General features: G+C 57.7%; 15 protein-coding genes. 11 read left to right on the top strand and 4 right to left on the bottom strand.

The window, feature by feature from the left end:
- From A3OW_RS0106320 to fae, 9 genes are all read left to right on the top strand, one after another.
- Positions 1 to 1,956 (top strand): BRCT domain-containing protein, encoded by a 1,956-nt coding sequence (locus A3OW_RS0106320; protein ID WP_020562582.1) that lies wholly within the window; start codon positions 1 to 3, stop codon positions 1,954 to 1,956.
- A 323-nt stretch (positions 1,957 to 2,279) separates the two neighbouring features.
- A complete protein-coding gene (locus A3OW_RS0106315; protein ID WP_020562581.1) occupies positions 2,280 to 3,212 on the top strand; it encodes a hypothetical protein in 933 nt (310 codons plus the stop codon).
- Positions 3,205 to 3,870: an HAD family hydrolase gene (locus A3OW_RS0106310; protein ID WP_020562580.1), complete on the top strand. Its 666-nt coding sequence runs from the start codon at positions 3,205 to 3,207 to the stop codon at positions 3,868 to 3,870. Before A3OW_RS0106315 ends, A3OW_RS0106310 begins: the two co-directional genes overlap by 8 nt.
- Before the next feature lie 209 nt (positions 3,871 to 4,079).
- Complete coding sequence (locus tag A3OW_RS0106305) at positions 4,080 to 4,982, top strand: beta-ribofuranosylaminobenzene 5'-phosphate synthase family protein (RefSeq protein ID WP_020562579.1); 903 nt, start codon at positions 4,080 to 4,082, stop codon at positions 4,980 to 4,982.
- Positions 4,966 to 6,159 (top strand): ATP-grasp domain-containing protein, encoded by a 1,194-nt coding sequence (locus A3OW_RS0106300; protein WP_020562578.1) that lies wholly within the window; start codon positions 4,966 to 4,968, stop codon positions 6,157 to 6,159. Before A3OW_RS0106305 ends, A3OW_RS0106300 begins: the two co-directional genes overlap by 17 nt.
- A complete protein-coding gene (gene mch / locus A3OW_RS0106295) occupies positions 6,137 to 7,120 on the top strand; it encodes a methenyltetrahydromethanopterin cyclohydrolase (RefSeq protein WP_020562577.1) in 984 nt (327 codons plus the stop codon). The genes A3OW_RS0106300 and mch overlap by 23 nt, the downstream gene beginning before the upstream one ends.
- Positions 7,121 to 7,128: 8 nt before the next feature.
- A complete protein-coding gene (locus A3OW_RS0106290) occupies positions 7,129 to 8,049 on the top strand; it encodes an ATP-grasp domain-containing protein (RefSeq protein WP_020562576.1) in 921 nt (306 codons plus the stop codon).
- Positions 8,049 to 8,930, top strand: coding sequence for a triphosphoribosyl-dephospho-CoA synthase (locus A3OW_RS0106285; protein WP_020562575.1), 882 nt, complete (start codon positions 8,049 to 8,051; stop codon positions 8,928 to 8,930). Before A3OW_RS0106290 ends, A3OW_RS0106285 begins: the two co-directional genes overlap by 1 nt.
- A 94-nt stretch (positions 8,931 to 9,024) precedes the next feature.
- Complete coding sequence (gene fae / locus A3OW_RS0106280; RefSeq protein ID WP_020562574.1) at positions 9,025 to 9,534, top strand: formaldehyde-activating enzyme; 510 nt, start codon at positions 9,025 to 9,027, stop codon at positions 9,532 to 9,534.
- 148 nt (positions 9,535 to 9,682) lie between these two features.
- Here the strand turns inward: fae and A3OW_RS0106275 are convergent, their stop codons facing one another.
- A complete protein-coding gene (locus A3OW_RS0106275; protein WP_020562573.1) occupies positions 9,683 to 10,378 on the bottom strand; it encodes a HisA/HisF-related TIM barrel protein in 696 nt (231 codons plus the stop codon).
- Positions 10,379 to 10,506: 128 nt separating this feature from the next.
- Here A3OW_RS0106275 and A3OW_RS0106270 point away from each other — a divergent pair, with 128 nt between their 5' ends.
- Both A3OW_RS0106270 and A3OW_RS0106265 read left to right on the top strand, forming a co-directional pair.
- Positions 10,507 to 11,517: an ATP-grasp domain-containing protein gene (locus A3OW_RS0106270; protein WP_020562572.1), complete on the top strand. Its 1,011-nt coding sequence runs from the start codon at positions 10,507 to 10,509 to the stop codon at positions 11,515 to 11,517.
- Entirely contained in the window at positions 11,504 to 12,571 is a 1,068-nt protein-coding gene (locus A3OW_RS0106265; protein WP_020562571.1) for a hydantoinase/oxoprolinase family protein, read from the top strand. The genes A3OW_RS0106270 and A3OW_RS0106265 overlap by 14 nt, the downstream gene beginning before the upstream one ends.
- 48 nt (positions 12,572 to 12,619) lie before the next feature.
- Here the strand turns inward: A3OW_RS0106265 and A3OW_RS24240 are convergent, their stop codons facing one another.
- From A3OW_RS24240 to A3OW_RS0106250, 3 genes are all read right to left on the bottom strand, one after another.
- Complete coding sequence (locus A3OW_RS24240; protein WP_020562570.1) at positions 12,620 to 13,156, bottom strand: methylated-DNA--[protein]-cysteine S-methyltransferase; 537 nt, start codon at positions 13,154 to 13,156, stop codon at positions 12,620 to 12,622.
- A gap of 101 nt (positions 13,157 to 13,257) precedes the next feature.
- Positions 13,258 to 13,791 carry a hypothetical protein gene (locus A3OW_RS0106255; protein ID WP_020562569.1) on the bottom strand — a complete coding sequence of 178 codons (534 nt, stop codon included), beginning with the start codon at positions 13,789 to 13,791 and terminating at the stop codon, positions 13,258 to 13,260.
- A 3-nt stretch (positions 13,792 to 13,794) separates the two neighbouring features.
- Positions 13,795 to 14,316, bottom strand: a complete 522-nt coding sequence (locus A3OW_RS0106250) for a hypothetical protein (protein WP_020562568.1) — start codon at positions 14,314 to 14,316, stop codon at positions 13,795 to 13,797.
- Between the last annotated feature and the right edge of the window lie 74 nt (positions 14,317 to 14,390).

Genomic DNA, 14,390 nt, shown 5'->3' with positions numbered 1-14,390 from the left:
ATGCTGACTGCCGAGCAACGAGCGGTTCTCGAACGAAGCGGGCTGACGCCTTCACGCCTGTCGATCGCGCAGATCGAGCAAACGGCCGCACAGGCCGACACTGCCCAATTGACCGACGAACAACTGGTCGAGTTTTTACAAATCTGCAATGCCCTGTACCGCGGCGGCGCGCCGCTGATCTCCGACTACGATTACGATTTCGTTTTCTTGCAGGAGCTTCGGCGGAGGCATCCTAATCATCCCTATCTGGAAACGGTCGAACCGGAAAAAGCCTTCGCCGGCAAGACGGTGACCCTGCCGGAATACATGCTGTCGACCGAAAAAACCTATTCCCGGGACGGCATCGAAAAGTGGCTGAGCCGTCTGGAAAAAGCGGCCGAGCAATGCCAGGTCGATTTCGCTTCGCTGCGCTTCAAGGCGACGCCCAAGCTGGACGGCTTTGCCGCCTACGACGACGGCCACGTGCTGTACACGCGCGGCGACGGACGCAAAGGCACCGACATCAGCCGCGTCTTCGAGCGCGGGCTGATCGTCGCCGGCAACGGAAAAAGAGGGCAGGGCGCCGGCGAGATCGTCGTCAGCCGCAGCTATTTCGACAGCCATCTGGCGGTTTATTTCGAAAATCCCCGGAATTTTCAGGCCAGCATCATCAAGGAAAAAGACCTGGAAGAACACGCGTTGGCGGCGATCCGGAACCGGGCGGCGGTCTTTTATCCGTTTGCGGTCCTGCCCGGATGGGAAGGGACCGCCGAAAAGCTGCGCGAAGACTTCGAGGCGATCGTGCAGGAGGTGCCAAAGATGGTCGACTACGACGTCGACGGCCTCATCCTCGAAGCGCTCGATCCGGTGCTCAAAAGTTTCCTCGGCGCTACCCGTCATCACCATCGCTGGCAGATAGCCTACAAAAGCAACATCGAAACGGCTCTGGTCAAGGTCAGGCGGGTTACTCCGCAGACTTCGCGTTCCGGTCGGGTCAATCCGGTCGCGGAACTGGAGCCGACCCGGCTCAGCGGCGCGCTGATTTCGAGAGCGACGGCGCACCATTACGGCATGGTCCGGGAAATGGGCATCGGCGAAGGCACGGTTATCGAATTGACCCGCTCCGGCATGGTCATACCGAAAATCGAACGGGTCGTCGCGCCCAGTTTGCCGCAAATTCCGGAGCGCTGCCCCCGCTGCGGCAGCGAACTGATCTGGGACGGCGATTATCTATTCTGCCCGAACACGACGAAATGCCCGGCGCAGATCGAAAACAGCATCGAACATTTTTTCAGGACGCTGGCGAACGTCGACGGTTTCGGATTGAAGACCATCGAAAAGCTGCACGCCCACGGCGTCAATTCGGTATTTGCCGTCTATCAACTCGACTTGCCGCAATTGCAGGCGATGGGTTTCGGCGAAAAAACCTCGCAGAATCTGCTGAGCGAACTTCAACGCAGCCGCAACGTGGCCATCGAAGACTGGCGTTTTCTCGGCGCTTTCGGCATTCACCGGATGGGCCTGGGCAATTGCGAACGGCTGCTGCAGCATTACCGCCTGACCGGTATTTTCGATTTGAGCCGGGACGACATCGTCAGTATCGAAGGCTTTGCCGAGAAAACGGCGGAAGCGGTCGTTACCAGCCTGACCACCATCCGGCAGGATTTCATGCAGCTTTATCAGTTGGGGTTCAATCTGACATCCACGCCCCTCTTGTCGGAACAACGCCAAAACAGCAGCCCCATTGCCGGAAAGGTTCTCGTGTTTACCGGCACCATGCTGAAAGGCACTCGCGACGACATGATTCGCGATGCCAAGCGGCTGGGGGCCAAGGTGGCCGGCTCGGTTACCGGCAAGACCGATTTTCTGGTGACGGGATCCGAGGCCGGCGCGGCAAAAATCAATGCGGCCAGAGAAAAAGGCGTGCCCATCCTGAGCGAGGAGGAATATTTGGCGCTCATCGGTGCCGACGGATGATCTCGCCGGGACCCGCCGGGCCTGCCGGTATTTCAGCCTGAAGCTTGGCGGGGCGGTAATGGTCACGACAACCGCCGCCTCGATCGTTAAATATAGCCTGCCGCCGGTGCGGGTTTGCGAACGAATATGCAAAAACTAATGGCGACAAGCTTTGGTTTTATCTATTGATTCTTCACGATGCGATCGTTCCGGGCAGAACGATCGCCAATCTGAAAGAAAAATCTTCCTGGCCTGCGGTCTGAACTATAAAGGCTGACAATGATCTTTGTTAATTACTCCCGTAAAAATAATCGTTTCGGTCAAGCTTTCTCCGCCTCTTCCTCATGACGACGTTCCATCCCAAAGATTTTATCGAAACCGCCGAAGGGCTGGTGTTTGCCGTGGTCGATTCGCATCCGGAGCAAGGCAAGGTGCTCTGCTTTTTACGCTATGTCCTGGAAGACGGCGGCTGGCGCAAAAAAGCCACCGAGGAAGCCAACTTGTTTTTGCGTCAGCGGCATGCGGATTATCTGCATTATTCGCCGAGGCTCGATACCCACCTGCACGCGGTCGAAACGTCCCGAATTGTCGAGCATCATCAGCCCAGGCGGCGGCTCCGGGCGATCCTGGAGGACGGCGGGCGCGATGCCGTCGAAGACGACGTGTTGCTGTTGGCGGGGCTGCTGACCGAGCAAGGCGTGGATCTGGCGCAGGTCGGGGTGACCGGTTCCTTGCTGATCGGGGTGCAACGGGACAGTTCGGACATCGATCTGGTCTGTTACGGCAGGGAAGGGTTTTTGCGTTGCCGGGAGGTGGTCCGCGAATTGATCGAACAGGGGCAATTGCAGTCCTTGAACGACAGCGATTGGCGCGAATCCTACCGGCGCCGCGGCTGTTCCTTGAGCTACGGCGATTATGTCTGGCACGAACGGCGAAAATACAACAAAGCGGTGGTGAACGGTCGTAAATTCGATTTAAGCCTGATCGAGCCGAACGCCGGCGAGCCGGATCTCTATAAAAAACTCGGGCCGGTCACCTTGCGCTGCCGAATCGCCGACGATAGCCGAGCCTTCGATTATCCGGCGGTCTATCGCATCGAATACGACGCCATCGGCTCGATAATTTGCTTCACCGCGACGTATGCGGGACAGGCTTTTAACGGCGAGCTGGTCGAAGTCTCGGGCCTGCTCGAAGAAGCGTCGGACGGCAGCCGGCATATCGTGGTCGGCTCCAGCCGGGAAGCGTACGGCGAACACATCATGGTCATCCATGGTTAACCGGGCCGATTTTTCCGCGGTGATTTTCGATCTGGACGGTCTCGTGCTCGATACCGAAAGCACCTTCCGGCTGGCTTGGCGCGAGGCAGCCCGGGAGCTGGGGCATGAGTTTTCAACGTCGTTCTGGGAAAGTCTGTCGGGCCTGCCGGCGGAAGAAGTCATGGCCGCCTTAATAGCCCAGGGCGGCGCCGGTTTCGACGTCGACGAGTTCAATCGATTGAGCGCTTTGAGCTGGCGGCGGCACGTCGCCGCTCACGGCATCGAGGTCAAACACGGCTTTCACTCGTTGCTTGAATGGCTGGTTAAGGAAGGCCTTCCTTATTGCCTGGCGACCAACAGTCATGGCGCGAACGCTTGGGAATGCCTGGAGCGGGCCGGCCTGGAACAAGTTTTTCCGGTCGTGATCAGCCGCGATCAGGTGGCGCAGGGCAAACCCGCTCCGGATCTTTTTTTGCAGGCGTCCAGACGGCTGGGCGTGCCGGCCGGTCGATGCCTGGTGCTGGAGGATTCTGCCGTCGGCATTTTGGCTGCGTCGAGGGCGGGCGCTTTGTCGGCGTTGATTCCGTCGGCATCGCCTGCAAATCATCCGGCCGCCGCTCTTTGCACTCTGCAAGCCGGCGACCTTGCGCAATTGCAGAAAATGCTTGCGGGCGAATGACTTCAGGATGCTTTTTGAGTTTGCCGTGAGGCCGGCGTTTTTTCGGCTTCATTCCGGAGAATTAATCCATTATTTCCGATTAAGAGCATCCGGCGCGGTTCTTGTTGTGTATAATGGGCGTTTTTAGCATTGTTTTTCCGTCATCGCCCTTGCTTGTTCGACATACTAAAGTCTCGGTCATAGCCCCCGCCCGGTTGCATATGGGGTTTATGGACTTAAGCGGATCGTTAGGCCGTCATTTCGGCAGTATCGGCGTTGCTCTCAATGAACACGCCATCCGCTTGTCAGTGGCTCAGGCTTCGCGGCGTACGGTCACCGGTCCTTCGGCTCGACGAGCCGAACACTGCCTGGACATGCTGTGCCGGGCATTGAACGTTCCGGACCGGTTAAAGATCACCATCGACTCGGCCATTCCGGAACACGTCGGTTTGGGTTCGGGCACGCAAATGTCGCTGGCGATCGGTTCCGCGCTGAACGCCTGCTACGGTTTGGGGCTGAGCGTGCGCGACATCGCCTCGGTTCTGGACAGAGGTCTGCGTTCCGGCATCGGCATCGGCGTATTCGAACGGGGCGGACTGGTGGTCGACGGTGGCCGCGGGGAACATACGGTAACGCCACCGCTCCTGGTGCGAATGGCCGTGCCGTCCGATTGGCGTTTCATTCTGGCGTTCGACAAGCGCGGTCAGGGGCTGCACGGCGTGCAGGAAGTGCAGGCATTCGACCGGCTGCCTCCGTTTCCGCAAGAGGAAGCCGCGCGGCTGTGCTATTTGCTATTAATGCAGGCTCTGCCCGCGGTCGCCGAAAACGACATCGTCCGATTCGGAGAAGTGATTATCCGCTTGCAGCGGTCGGTGGGGGAACATTTCGCTCCGGCTCAAGGCGGCGTGTTCACCAGTCCCGAAGTGGCCGAGGCGATGCACTGGCTCGCAGAGCGGGGGGCGGTGGCGATAGGCCAGACCTCGTGGGGACCGACCGGCTTCTGCGCGCTGGACGGACCGGACTTCGCCGAAACGCTGACCCGCGAGGCCAGGGTGAAATTCGCCCATTACAATACGCTCAGCTTTTTAACGGCCAGCGCCAGAAATACGGGCGGCGATGTCCTTATCGACTGACCGGCGGACAAAACGGCCGGCAGGCGAGAGCGATACGTCTTTATTCTCTGCGCCGGAGGCCGTTTTTCCCGAATACCTGTTGATCGTGGCCGGCTCCGGCCGCTCGTTGGCCGAAGCGTCGGCCAGGGCCGGCATGAAACCTTTGGTCGTCGATCTGTTCGGCGATGCCGATATGCGAAATTCCGCCATCGATTCCATCACGGTTCCGGCACTGGATGCTGCGCATCTGATGGCGTCGGTGGAATACTTTGTGCGGCATTATCCCGTCCGGCATCTGGTGTACGGAAGCGGCATCGAGCCGCATCCGGAGAGTCTCGGCGATTTAGACGGCCGGATACGCATCCTGGGCAATTCGCCGGAAACCTTCATCCGGTTGCAAAACAAGGTTGAATTTTTCTCGGTTCTGAGCGAGCTGAACATCCCTTTTCCGGAAGTGGTTTTTACGGCTCCTCCGGAAAAGGACGGACGCTGGCTGGTCAAGCCGAGGCAAGGTCAGGGCGGCTTCGGCATCCGGCGGTACGGGCCCGACTGCCCGGCTCCGTCGTCCGTCTATTGGCAGAGGTTTGAGCCGGGTACGTCGCATTCGGTGCTGTTTCTGGCGAACGGGCAAGAGGCGAGAATAGTCGGTTTTAATACCCAGTGGACGGTGGCTTTGCCGCCGGATCAGGAATTTGTTTTTGCCGGAATCGTCAACGACTGCCCGCTGAGCGGTGGACAACGGTCGGCAATTATGGGCTGGCTCTCGCGGTGCGTTCCGGTGTTTGGATTGAAAGGAATCAATTCTCTGGATTTCGTCAAGAGCGGAGACCGGCTCCTGGTTCTGGAAATCAACGCCAGGCCTTCGGCCAGCATGCAGCTTTATGACGGCATGCTGAGCGGCCACGTCCTGGCCGCTCAGGGCCGGTTTCCCGACAAACTACCGGAGCGGAGCGGCGTCAGGGGAATGCAGATCGTCTATGCCGAGTCGGACTGGGTGGTTCCGGCCGGGTTCGAGTGGCCGGAAGGCTGCGTCGACCGGCCTGCCGAGGGAGGCCTTTGTCGCAAAGGACAACCCGTTTGCAGTATCATTGCCCACCAAAACGATTCGCAGCAGGTTGTGGACCTGCTGAAACTCCGGCAACAGATCGTCAATAATATGATAAAGGTTCAATCTCATGGAATACAAAGCAAGCGTTAACAAATTGACTCAACCTCTGGTGGCTCATCTCAAGACTCATGCCGATAAGCTTAGAGTGGCCGTACAGACGCTGGAAAACGGCTGCACCGTGATCGATGCCGGCATTAACGTCCCCGGCGGCCTGGAAGCGGGCCGGCTGATCGCCGAAATCTGTCTCGGCGGCATGGGCACGGTGACTCTCGGCCACAGTCCCTATACAGCGAACTGGCCGCTGACGGTCAACGTGCATACCGGCAATCCCGTACTCGGCTGTCTCGGCAGCCAGTACGCGGGCTGGAGCCTTTCCCATGAAAAATATTACGCCCTGGGCTCGGGTCCGGCCCGGGCCATGGCGACCAAGCTCAAGGACGGCCAACTGGAACCGGTGGAAGAGCTCTATAAGGAATTAAATTACCGCGACGAAGCCGATGCCACCGTGCTGGTGATCGAGAACGACGCCGTTCCTCCTTTGCCGATCGTCGAAAAAGTGGCGTCGGCCTGCCAGGTCGATCCGTCCAGGCTTACCGTCATCGTCACGCCGACCAGCAGCCTGGCGGGCGGCCTTCAGGTGGTGGCGCGCGTGCTGGAAGTGGCGATGCACAAGGCGCACGCCCTGCATTTTCCGCTGGAACACATTATCGACGGCAGCGGCAGCGCCCCGGTCTGTCCTCCTCATCCCAACTTCGTCAAGGCCATGGGACGCACCAACGACGCCATTCTGTTCGCAGGACAGGTGCATCTTTTCGTCAAAGGCAGCGACAGCGCCGCCGAACAATTGGCCAACGAACTGCCCAGTTCGACGTCGAAAGATTACGGCAAACCGTTTGCCGAAATTTTCAAACAGTACAATTACGACTTTTTCAAGATCGACGCGATGCTGTTCAGCCCGGCCAGCGTCATTGTCACGGCGGTCGAATCGGGCAAGAGTTTCCGCGCCGGCAAGCTGGATAACGCGTTGCTGGATCTTTCGTTCGGAGCCTAGAGCAAACAGTGAGCCGTATCGCCATCATCACCGACGACCCCGGCTGGCACGGCCAGCAGTTGCGCCTTGCCTTCGCCGACCGGGGTTTTGACGGCGAGTTCATCTCGCTGACGGAATGCCGTTTCGCCGTCGCGCCGGGCCGGCTGCCCGTGATTCTGCCGGGATTCGAGCACGCGCTTCCCGATGCCGTATTCGTCCGAGGCGTGCCCGGCGGCACCCTGGAGGAAGTGGTGCTGTATCTGGACATTCTCCATGCGTTAAAGCTGATGAACGTCCCCGTCTATAACGATGGCCGCGCCATCGAGCGGAGTGTCGACAAAGGCATGACCAGTTTTTTGCTGCATCGGGCAGGACTGCCGACGCCGCCGACCTGGATTTTGCGCAACACCGAAGAAGCCCTGGCGATTGCCGAAACCGAGCTGAAAAACGGCCATCATTTGATCAGCAAGCCTTTGTTCGGGTCTCAGGGAGAGGGTATCCGGCGACTGGAAAAGACGACCGATTTGATCTGGCTGACCGCCGGCGGCGGAGTCTATTATCTGCAACGCTTCGTCCATTGTTCGGGCGACGGATTTTCCGATCACCGCGTTTTCGTCATCAACGGGCAGTCCGTCGCGGCAATGCGCCGGCGCGGAAAGTCCTGGTTGAATAACGTCGCCCAGGGAGCGAGCTGCGAATGGATCGATGCCGATTCGGAAATGGCCCGACTGGCCGTGGAGGCGACCAGGACTCTCGGCATGGATTATTCGGGGGTCGACATCATGCTCGATAAGGAAGGATGCTACACGATCATCGAAGTCAACAGCATTCCGGCGTGGAAAGGGCTGCAAAGCGTGTGCGACGTCAACATTGCCGACTTGCTCGCCGACGACTTGATCGGCCGCTGCCTCAAGACGCAACGCCCGCGTCTTGCGGCCGAAACGGCATGATGATAGCCCTGGAAGTTCTGCAAAAACTGTATCTGACCGCCTGCGAAGTCGAATTGCAGGCTTTCAAGCCCGGCAACGTCAGCGTCTATGCCGACGGCCACGACATGACGGTGGCCGATTTCAGGGCAAGCGCCGAGGTCAGCGCCGGTCCTCTTTGCCGGCCCGACTATTCCCTGGGAGAGAAGATCTATTATTCGATCAAAGCGACGCGCGAAGCGGTGGGATGCAATACCAATCTGGGCATTGTCTTACTCTGCGCTCCCCTGATTCAGGCGGCGTCCATGCTGGCTTCCGGAGAGACGCTCAGGCAGGCTCTGACCCGGGTGTTAATCCAGACCACGGTGGCCGATGCCGATTGGGCCTACCGGGCCATTACGCTGGCGGCGCCCGGCGGTTTGGGCAGTTCTTGCGCCGAAGACGTCAGGGAAAAAGCGTCCGTTACCTTGCTGGAATCCATGAAAATCGCGGCCGAACGCGACCGCATAGCTTTTCAATATAGCACAAATTATCAAGATATATTCGATTTTTCGATCGGTTTGTATTACAATGTTATGCGTAAAAGGATTGGCCGGAATTGGGCAGCCGTATCGGTTTATGCAGGATTGCTCAGCCGGTTTCCCGACAGTCACATCGAAAGAAAATACGGTGACCGATTTTCCGGGATGGTAGCCGCCAAAATGGCTTCGCTTAGTGATGCGCTCGACAGAGCAGACGATCCTGAGCAACTTCTGCCGTTGCTTTACCGGATGGATCAGGACTTCAAGTGCCGAGGAATCAATCCTGGCACGACGGCCGATCTGACCGTAGCAACGGTGTTAACAGCATTGTTGGAGGATGCCCTCGGGCATGGCCGCAGTGCTTCGCAATACGATTGCCGGTAGTCTGGCACCCGGCAATTACAATAATTATATGATGAATTAATCATATCAATTTCAGATAAATTTTTTGAATTTTTCTACAATAGAGGAAACAAGCATGGCAAAAATCAATAAATTGTGCGTTGGCGAGTCTTTGGTGGGTGAAGGCAACGAAGTTGCTCACATCGACCTGATGATCGGGCCTAGAGGTTCTGCTGCTGAAAGCGCATTTGCGATTTGCTTAACAAACAACAAAGACGGTTTTTCCAGTTTGTTGGCTGTAGTTGCTCCTAACCTGATGGTTAAGCCTGCAACAGTAATGTTCAATAAAGTAACCATTAAAGGCGCGAAACAAGCAGTTCAAATGTTCGGCCCTGCTCAACGCGGTGTTGCCATGGCTGTTGCCGATTGCGTAGAAGACGGCACCATTCCTGCCGATGAAGCCGATGATTTGTTCGTCAGCGTCGGTGTTTTCATCCACTGGGCGGCTGAAGACGATGCCAAGATCCAGAAATACAACTACGAAGCGACCAAAGAAGCGATCAAACGCGCCGTTGCCGGCACTCCGACCGCTGCTGAAGTCGTAAAAGGCAAAGCCACCGCAAAACATCCGTTTGCTCCTAACTGAGTTTTACCGTAAGGTAAGGATGTTAAAAAATACCCCGTTCATCGGGGTATTTTTTTGTCCGGAAGGTGGCTTGAGTAAAGTCTGGGGAGGCACAGATCTCAGTAAAACCCGAGTTTAGCACAGGCCCTGCAAGCAATCCCCGGCTTTTTCAATCTTCCGCCAGTTCGGCAATTTCTTCGCCCGAAAGCGCGCCCGAATGCAAAGCGCTGGCCACCAGAGCGCTTCGTATGCCCAATCGTTTCAAATCGATCAGATCCTGTTGGTTGCGTATGCCGCCCGCCGCGATAAAGTTTTTGTCGGGATGGTTCCGGCAATAGTCCGTTAATTTCGGGAGATCCGGCCCCTGAGCGCTGCCGACCCGCGCCAGCGTCATGATGATGACGGAGTCCGGCCAAGCGTTCGAATCGGTAAACAAGGATGAGGCTCCGAGCGTCCCCGAGACCGAATAATCCAGCGATAACAGAAAGCGTTCCCGGTATTTTTTCAGGAAATGAACCGTTCCGGCGTCGAACGATTCGCTGCCCAATACCGGCACGTTGTTTTCAGGAAAGTCCAGCAGCGAAGACGGCGGCCGATAGCCCCGGTCTATCCAGAATTCCTTGCCGGGAAACCGGGCCGTGATCCGGCTGAGCAGCGTATCGTGATTGCCTTGCGAACAGAGCGCATTCAAATCGGCTATATAAAAAGTATCGAAGTCGTACAGCTCCGTAAAAGCCTGAATGACTCGATCGATTTCCGGGGACCGGCACAACGGGGTATCGATCGGCCGGTACTGATCTCTCAGGCCCTGACGGGCATGCACGACCCTGCCGTCTTTCAAGTCGATCACCGGGATAATTTTCATCTGGGTTCAGTGTTCGGTCGGTAAAAAGAAAGGCAAATGATACAATAATCGCGTACTCCAGGTTATCCGGCGTTCGATTGCCGTCCATGATTCTAATCTTTTTATCCCAAGTCAAACGCTGAAGCCACATGAAAATACTGGTATTCGAGTATATCACCGGCGGCGGTTTCAACCGTCAGGAATTGCCTGCTTCCCTGGCCCGGGAAGGCCGGTGGATGCTTAAGGCCTTGCTCGACGGCCTGGCGGCGATGAAAGGCCTCGACGTCACGGTGATGCTTGATCGGCGTCTGGCCGATTCCATACCCTTGCACGGTTTTACTCCGGTTGTCGTGGACCGGGAAGACGATTGTCATGACTGTTTTGACCGGCTTATCAAACGGTTCGATGCGGTATGGCCGGTAGCGCCGGAATACGGCGGCGTGCTGTCGGCTCTGTGCCGATCGGTCGAACGGAAAGAAGTGACATTGCTGACGTCGCCTTCGTCGGCCGTTTCGGTTGCCGGCGACAAGCTGTCGACCTACCGCCGGCTCCTGGAACATCGAATTGCCACGGTGCCGACCCGGTTGCTGGAAGAGCGGGCTTTCAGTTTTTATCAGGGAGAAAACATCGTCAAGCCGGTGGACGGGATCGGCTGTGCCGACAGTTACGTGATTATCGATAAAGAAGATCGGGAGTCCTTATCGTCAAAGATACAGGGAAAAGGCCGCTACATTGTGCAGCCTCATGTTGCGGGCGACAAAACCAGCTTGTCCTGCTTGTTCCGGAACGGCGAGGGCTGGCTGCTCTGCGCCAACCGGCAAAAATTCGAGCTGATCGGGCAGCAGTATCATTTGGCCGAAATCGCCGTCAATGACGGGCGGGACTTGACGCCGTTCCGGCCTCTGGTGGCCGACGTGGCCCGAGCCTTTCCCGAATTATGGGGATATGCCGGCATCGATCTGATCGAAACGCCGGAGACCGTTCTGGTGCTGGAAATCAATCCGCGCCTGACTACCTCGTTTGCCGGAATAGGCCGAGCCCTGGGCATTAATGCGGCCTCGCTGGTGTTGCGGCTACTCGACGGAGACCCGCTGATTCGGCCGAGCCGTTCCGAGTCGGTATCCCTTATTTTGCATCGGGACACTCATGAATTCGTATAATATCGGTTGGGACGTCGGCGGCGCTCATCTGAAAGCCGCGGTCGCCGACGGCGCCGGCGTCCTGCTCGGAATTTATCAGGAACCGTGCCCTTTATGGCAGGGCATCGAGCGCCTGGAGAGCGCGGTGAAACGAATCGAATCCTCACTGCCTGAGGGATGTTACCGTCATGCCGTGACGATGACCGGCGAGCTGGTCGATTTGTTTCAACATCGGAGCGACGGCGTTGAGCGAATCATTAACGCCATGGAGAATCTCTTCCCGAATTGCGATATCCGAATTTATGCCGGCCGCATGGGCTTTCTTAAGACATGTGAGATCGATGCACGGCATCACGAGGCCATTGCCTCCGCCAACTGGCTGGCCAGCGCATCCTTCGCCGCGCGGAAAACGGGCAACGGTCTTTTCGTCGACGTCGGCAGCACCACCACCGATATTCTGCTGCTGCATCGGGGAGAGGTTCTGGCCGAAGGCTATACCGATTATCAACGCCTGATTTCCCGGGAGCTGATTTATACCGGCGTCGTCAGGACGGCGGTCATGGCCCTGGCGCATTCCGTGGTCGACCGCGGAAAAACCGTGGGGCTCATGGCCGAATATTTCGCGACGTCGGCCGACGTCTATCGCCTGACCGGAGAGCTTGACGAACGCCACGATCAATCCGATACCGCCGACGGCGGCGAAAAAACCGTAACCGCCAGCGCCCGGCGGTTGTCGAGAATGATCGGCTGCGATTTTCGGCCCGAAGAGCTGCCGCGCTGGCGTCAATTGGCCGAGCACTTGCGCAGCCGGCAATTGCACGCCATCCGGCAAGGCTGCGAAAGGCAATTATCGAGGCTGGACCTGGACAACCGTTGTCCGTTTATCGGCGCCGGGATCGGCCGCTTTCTGGTGCGGAGGCTGGCGCATGCGATGGGCCACGACTATCTGGATTTTTCCGATTTGTTCGAAATCAGATCAACCGGGACCGGGCTGACCGTTGCCGACTGCGCGCCGGCGGCGGCAGTGGCGGTGTTGTCGGCAGGAAATCTCTCGGCGCGCAATTTGGGCGAATGAATTCGCCTCTACCCGGCAGACGTTTAGCCGAGCGGCAATGGTCCAGGATCAGACCCTGTTTTTTTCCCGCTTCAACAGCTCGATCTTCCGTTCCACGCCCCAGCGGTAGCCGGACAGAGTGCCGTCGCTTCGAATCGCCCGATGGCATGGAACCGCTACCGCCAACCGATTGGCGGCGCAGGCCCCGGCTACGGCCCGGATCGACTTCGGAACGCCGAGGCGCCTGGCCAGCTCGCTGTAACTGACGGTGTCGCCGGCCGGAATGTCTCGAAGAGCCTGCCATACCCGCCGTTGAAACGGGGTGCCTTGAAGATCGAGCGGCAAGCCGAAGTTCTCGGCGGGCGCTTCAATCAGACGGACTACTTGGGCGACCAGTTGCCCGAAGTCGGGGTCGTAGTCGACCCGTTCGGCCTTGGGGAAACGCTGGCGCAGTTCCTGGACCAACCTGCCGGGGTCGTCGCCCAGCGAAATGACGCGGAGGCCTTCGGGACTCGCTGCCACCAGAACAGCGCCCAACGAAGAGGTGCCGACGGCGAAACGGATGGGACTGTCTGCGCCGGAGCCGGAATGTTGCGAAAAAGCCATGTGAATTGTCCGGTTCGTTTTTACTTCCCGATTCGAACGCGGGAGCGGACGGAAGTTCATTGAGGAACGCCGAGAAAATCCGGACTCTCTGAATCAGCCGCCTACTGCCGCTGTATCAGGCTCAGCGTTTTCTGCGGAAGATGTTCGGCCGATGCGCCTTCCAGATATTGCCGGGCGTCTTCATGCACGGCGGTCATGAACTGGATCAACTGCATTTCGTGCCGCATTTTCTCTTCGAAATCTTCGGCCTCCCACATCTTGTGCAGCAGGTATTTGGCGTGATGGTGAATGGTAAAGGCGACCGATTCAGGCAAATGCGTATAGCTGTTCCGGATCGACTGTTTCAACTTGTCGAGCGAGGCCAGATATTGCTTGTAATCTTCGACGTCCTGTCGGCAGCGGGTCTTGAACATCGACAGTTCGGCGGCGCTTTTGGTTTTCAGCAAGGCAATGTTGTGTTCGAGCTGCACGCTCTTCTTTTTCAATTCGGCCGCCAGCGCCTGTTCCGCGAGAGCCTGACGCTGTCTGAGATCGGCTTTTAACTGCTGATTGGCCGATTGCCACTGTAGGTTTTTCTCTTTGGCCGAATAAAAAACTTCGATCCAATCGGCCAGCCATTTGCGAATGCGTCCCATAGCTTAGGCCATGTCGGCTATTTTTCGCTGCAGCCGGATCAACGCTTCGCCGTCCCGATTGGTACGGTAACGGCTGTACTCCCGCTGCAATTCTTTGAAGAGGGTGACCGGCAGATGTTTTTTCCGGGCCATCAAATCCGTGTGGACAGCCTTGGCCAGAGACTGGAGGTGCCGGCGTTCATCGGCTTGTTCCAGCCGCTTTATCCGCTGGCCATGCACGTACCGGAGAGTTTGCTTTCTAAAATAAAGCAGCCGGCCGGTTCGGGCCTGCTCGCCTTGCATGAACAGCCACCGCCGCCGAATGCGCTGAGCGGAAGAAAAGTATCGATAGCAGGAGCTTATGGCGGTCTTGGCCATCAGCAACAAGCCGGTTGCCAATAACAGGAGCAGGGCGCTCAGCAGCAGGATCGAAGCCAGCTTGAACACGGCTCCGGCCGGTAGCGGCAAGGCCAGATCCACAATGAGGCTGGCCGCTACGAACAGTCCGAAGGCGGCGAAAAAAAAGAAAACAGCGACGATGATCACGATAGGTTCCGGTGAGTCAAAAATTTTTCATAAAAAACATGGGTGTTTTTCGCGGTGACCAATAGTTGTTAGCG

Origin of the sequence: Methylosarcina fibrata AML-C10 (genome assembly GCF_000372865.1) — a bacterium.
GTDB lineage: Bacteria > Pseudomonadota > Gammaproteobacteria > Methylococcales > Methylomonadaceae > Methylosarcina > Methylosarcina fibrata.
Note: the sequence above shows the minus strand (reverse complement) of the source record. Positions and strands in the feature narration are given on the sequence as shown.

Coding starts and splice junctions, on each gene's coding strand:
- A3OW_RS0106315 (WP_020562581.1), top strand. CDS start 2,280: ATGACGACGTTCCATCCCAAAGATTTTATCGAAACCGCCGAAGGGCTG.
- mch (WP_020562577.1), top strand. CDS start 6,137: ATGGAATACAAAGCAAGCGTTAACAAATTGACTCAACCTCTGGTGGCT.
- fae (WP_020562574.1), top strand. CDS start 9,025: ATGGCAAAAATCAATAAATTGTGCGTTGGCGAGTCTTTGGTGGGTGAA.
- A3OW_RS0106255 (WP_020562569.1), bottom strand. CDS start 13,791: ATGGGACGCATTCGCAAATGGCTGGCCGATTGGATCGAAGTTTTTTAT.
- A3OW_RS0106265 (WP_020562571.1), top strand. CDS start 11,504: ATGAATTCGTATAATATCGGTTGGGACGTCGGCGGCGCTCATCTGAAA.
- A3OW_RS0106270 (WP_020562572.1), top strand. CDS start 10,507: ATGAAAATACTGGTATTCGAGTATATCACCGGCGGCGGTTTCAACCGT.
- A3OW_RS0106305 (WP_020562579.1), top strand. CDS start 4,080: ATGGACTTAAGCGGATCGTTAGGCCGTCATTTCGGCAGTATCGGCGTT.
- A3OW_RS0106310 (WP_020562580.1), top strand. CDS start 3,205: ATGGTTAACCGGGCCGATTTTTCCGCGGTGATTTTCGATCTGGACGGT.
- A3OW_RS24240 (WP_020562570.1), bottom strand. CDS start 13,156: ATGGCTTTTTCGCAACATTCCGGCTCCGGCGCAGACAGTCCCATCCGT.
- A3OW_RS0106275 (WP_020562573.1), bottom strand. CDS start 10,378: ATGAAAATTATCCCGGTGATCGACTTGAAAGACGGCAGGGTCGTGCAT.
- A3OW_RS0106320 (WP_020562582.1), top strand. CDS start 1: ATGCTGACTGCCGAGCAACGAGCGGTTCTCGAACGAAGCGGGCTGACG.
- A3OW_RS0106300 (WP_020562578.1), top strand. CDS start 4,966: ATGTCCTTATCGACTGACCGGCGGACAAAACGGCCGGCAGGCGAGAGC.
- A3OW_RS0106285 (WP_020562575.1), top strand. CDS start 8,049: ATGATAGCCCTGGAAGTTCTGCAAAAACTGTATCTGACCGCCTGCGAA.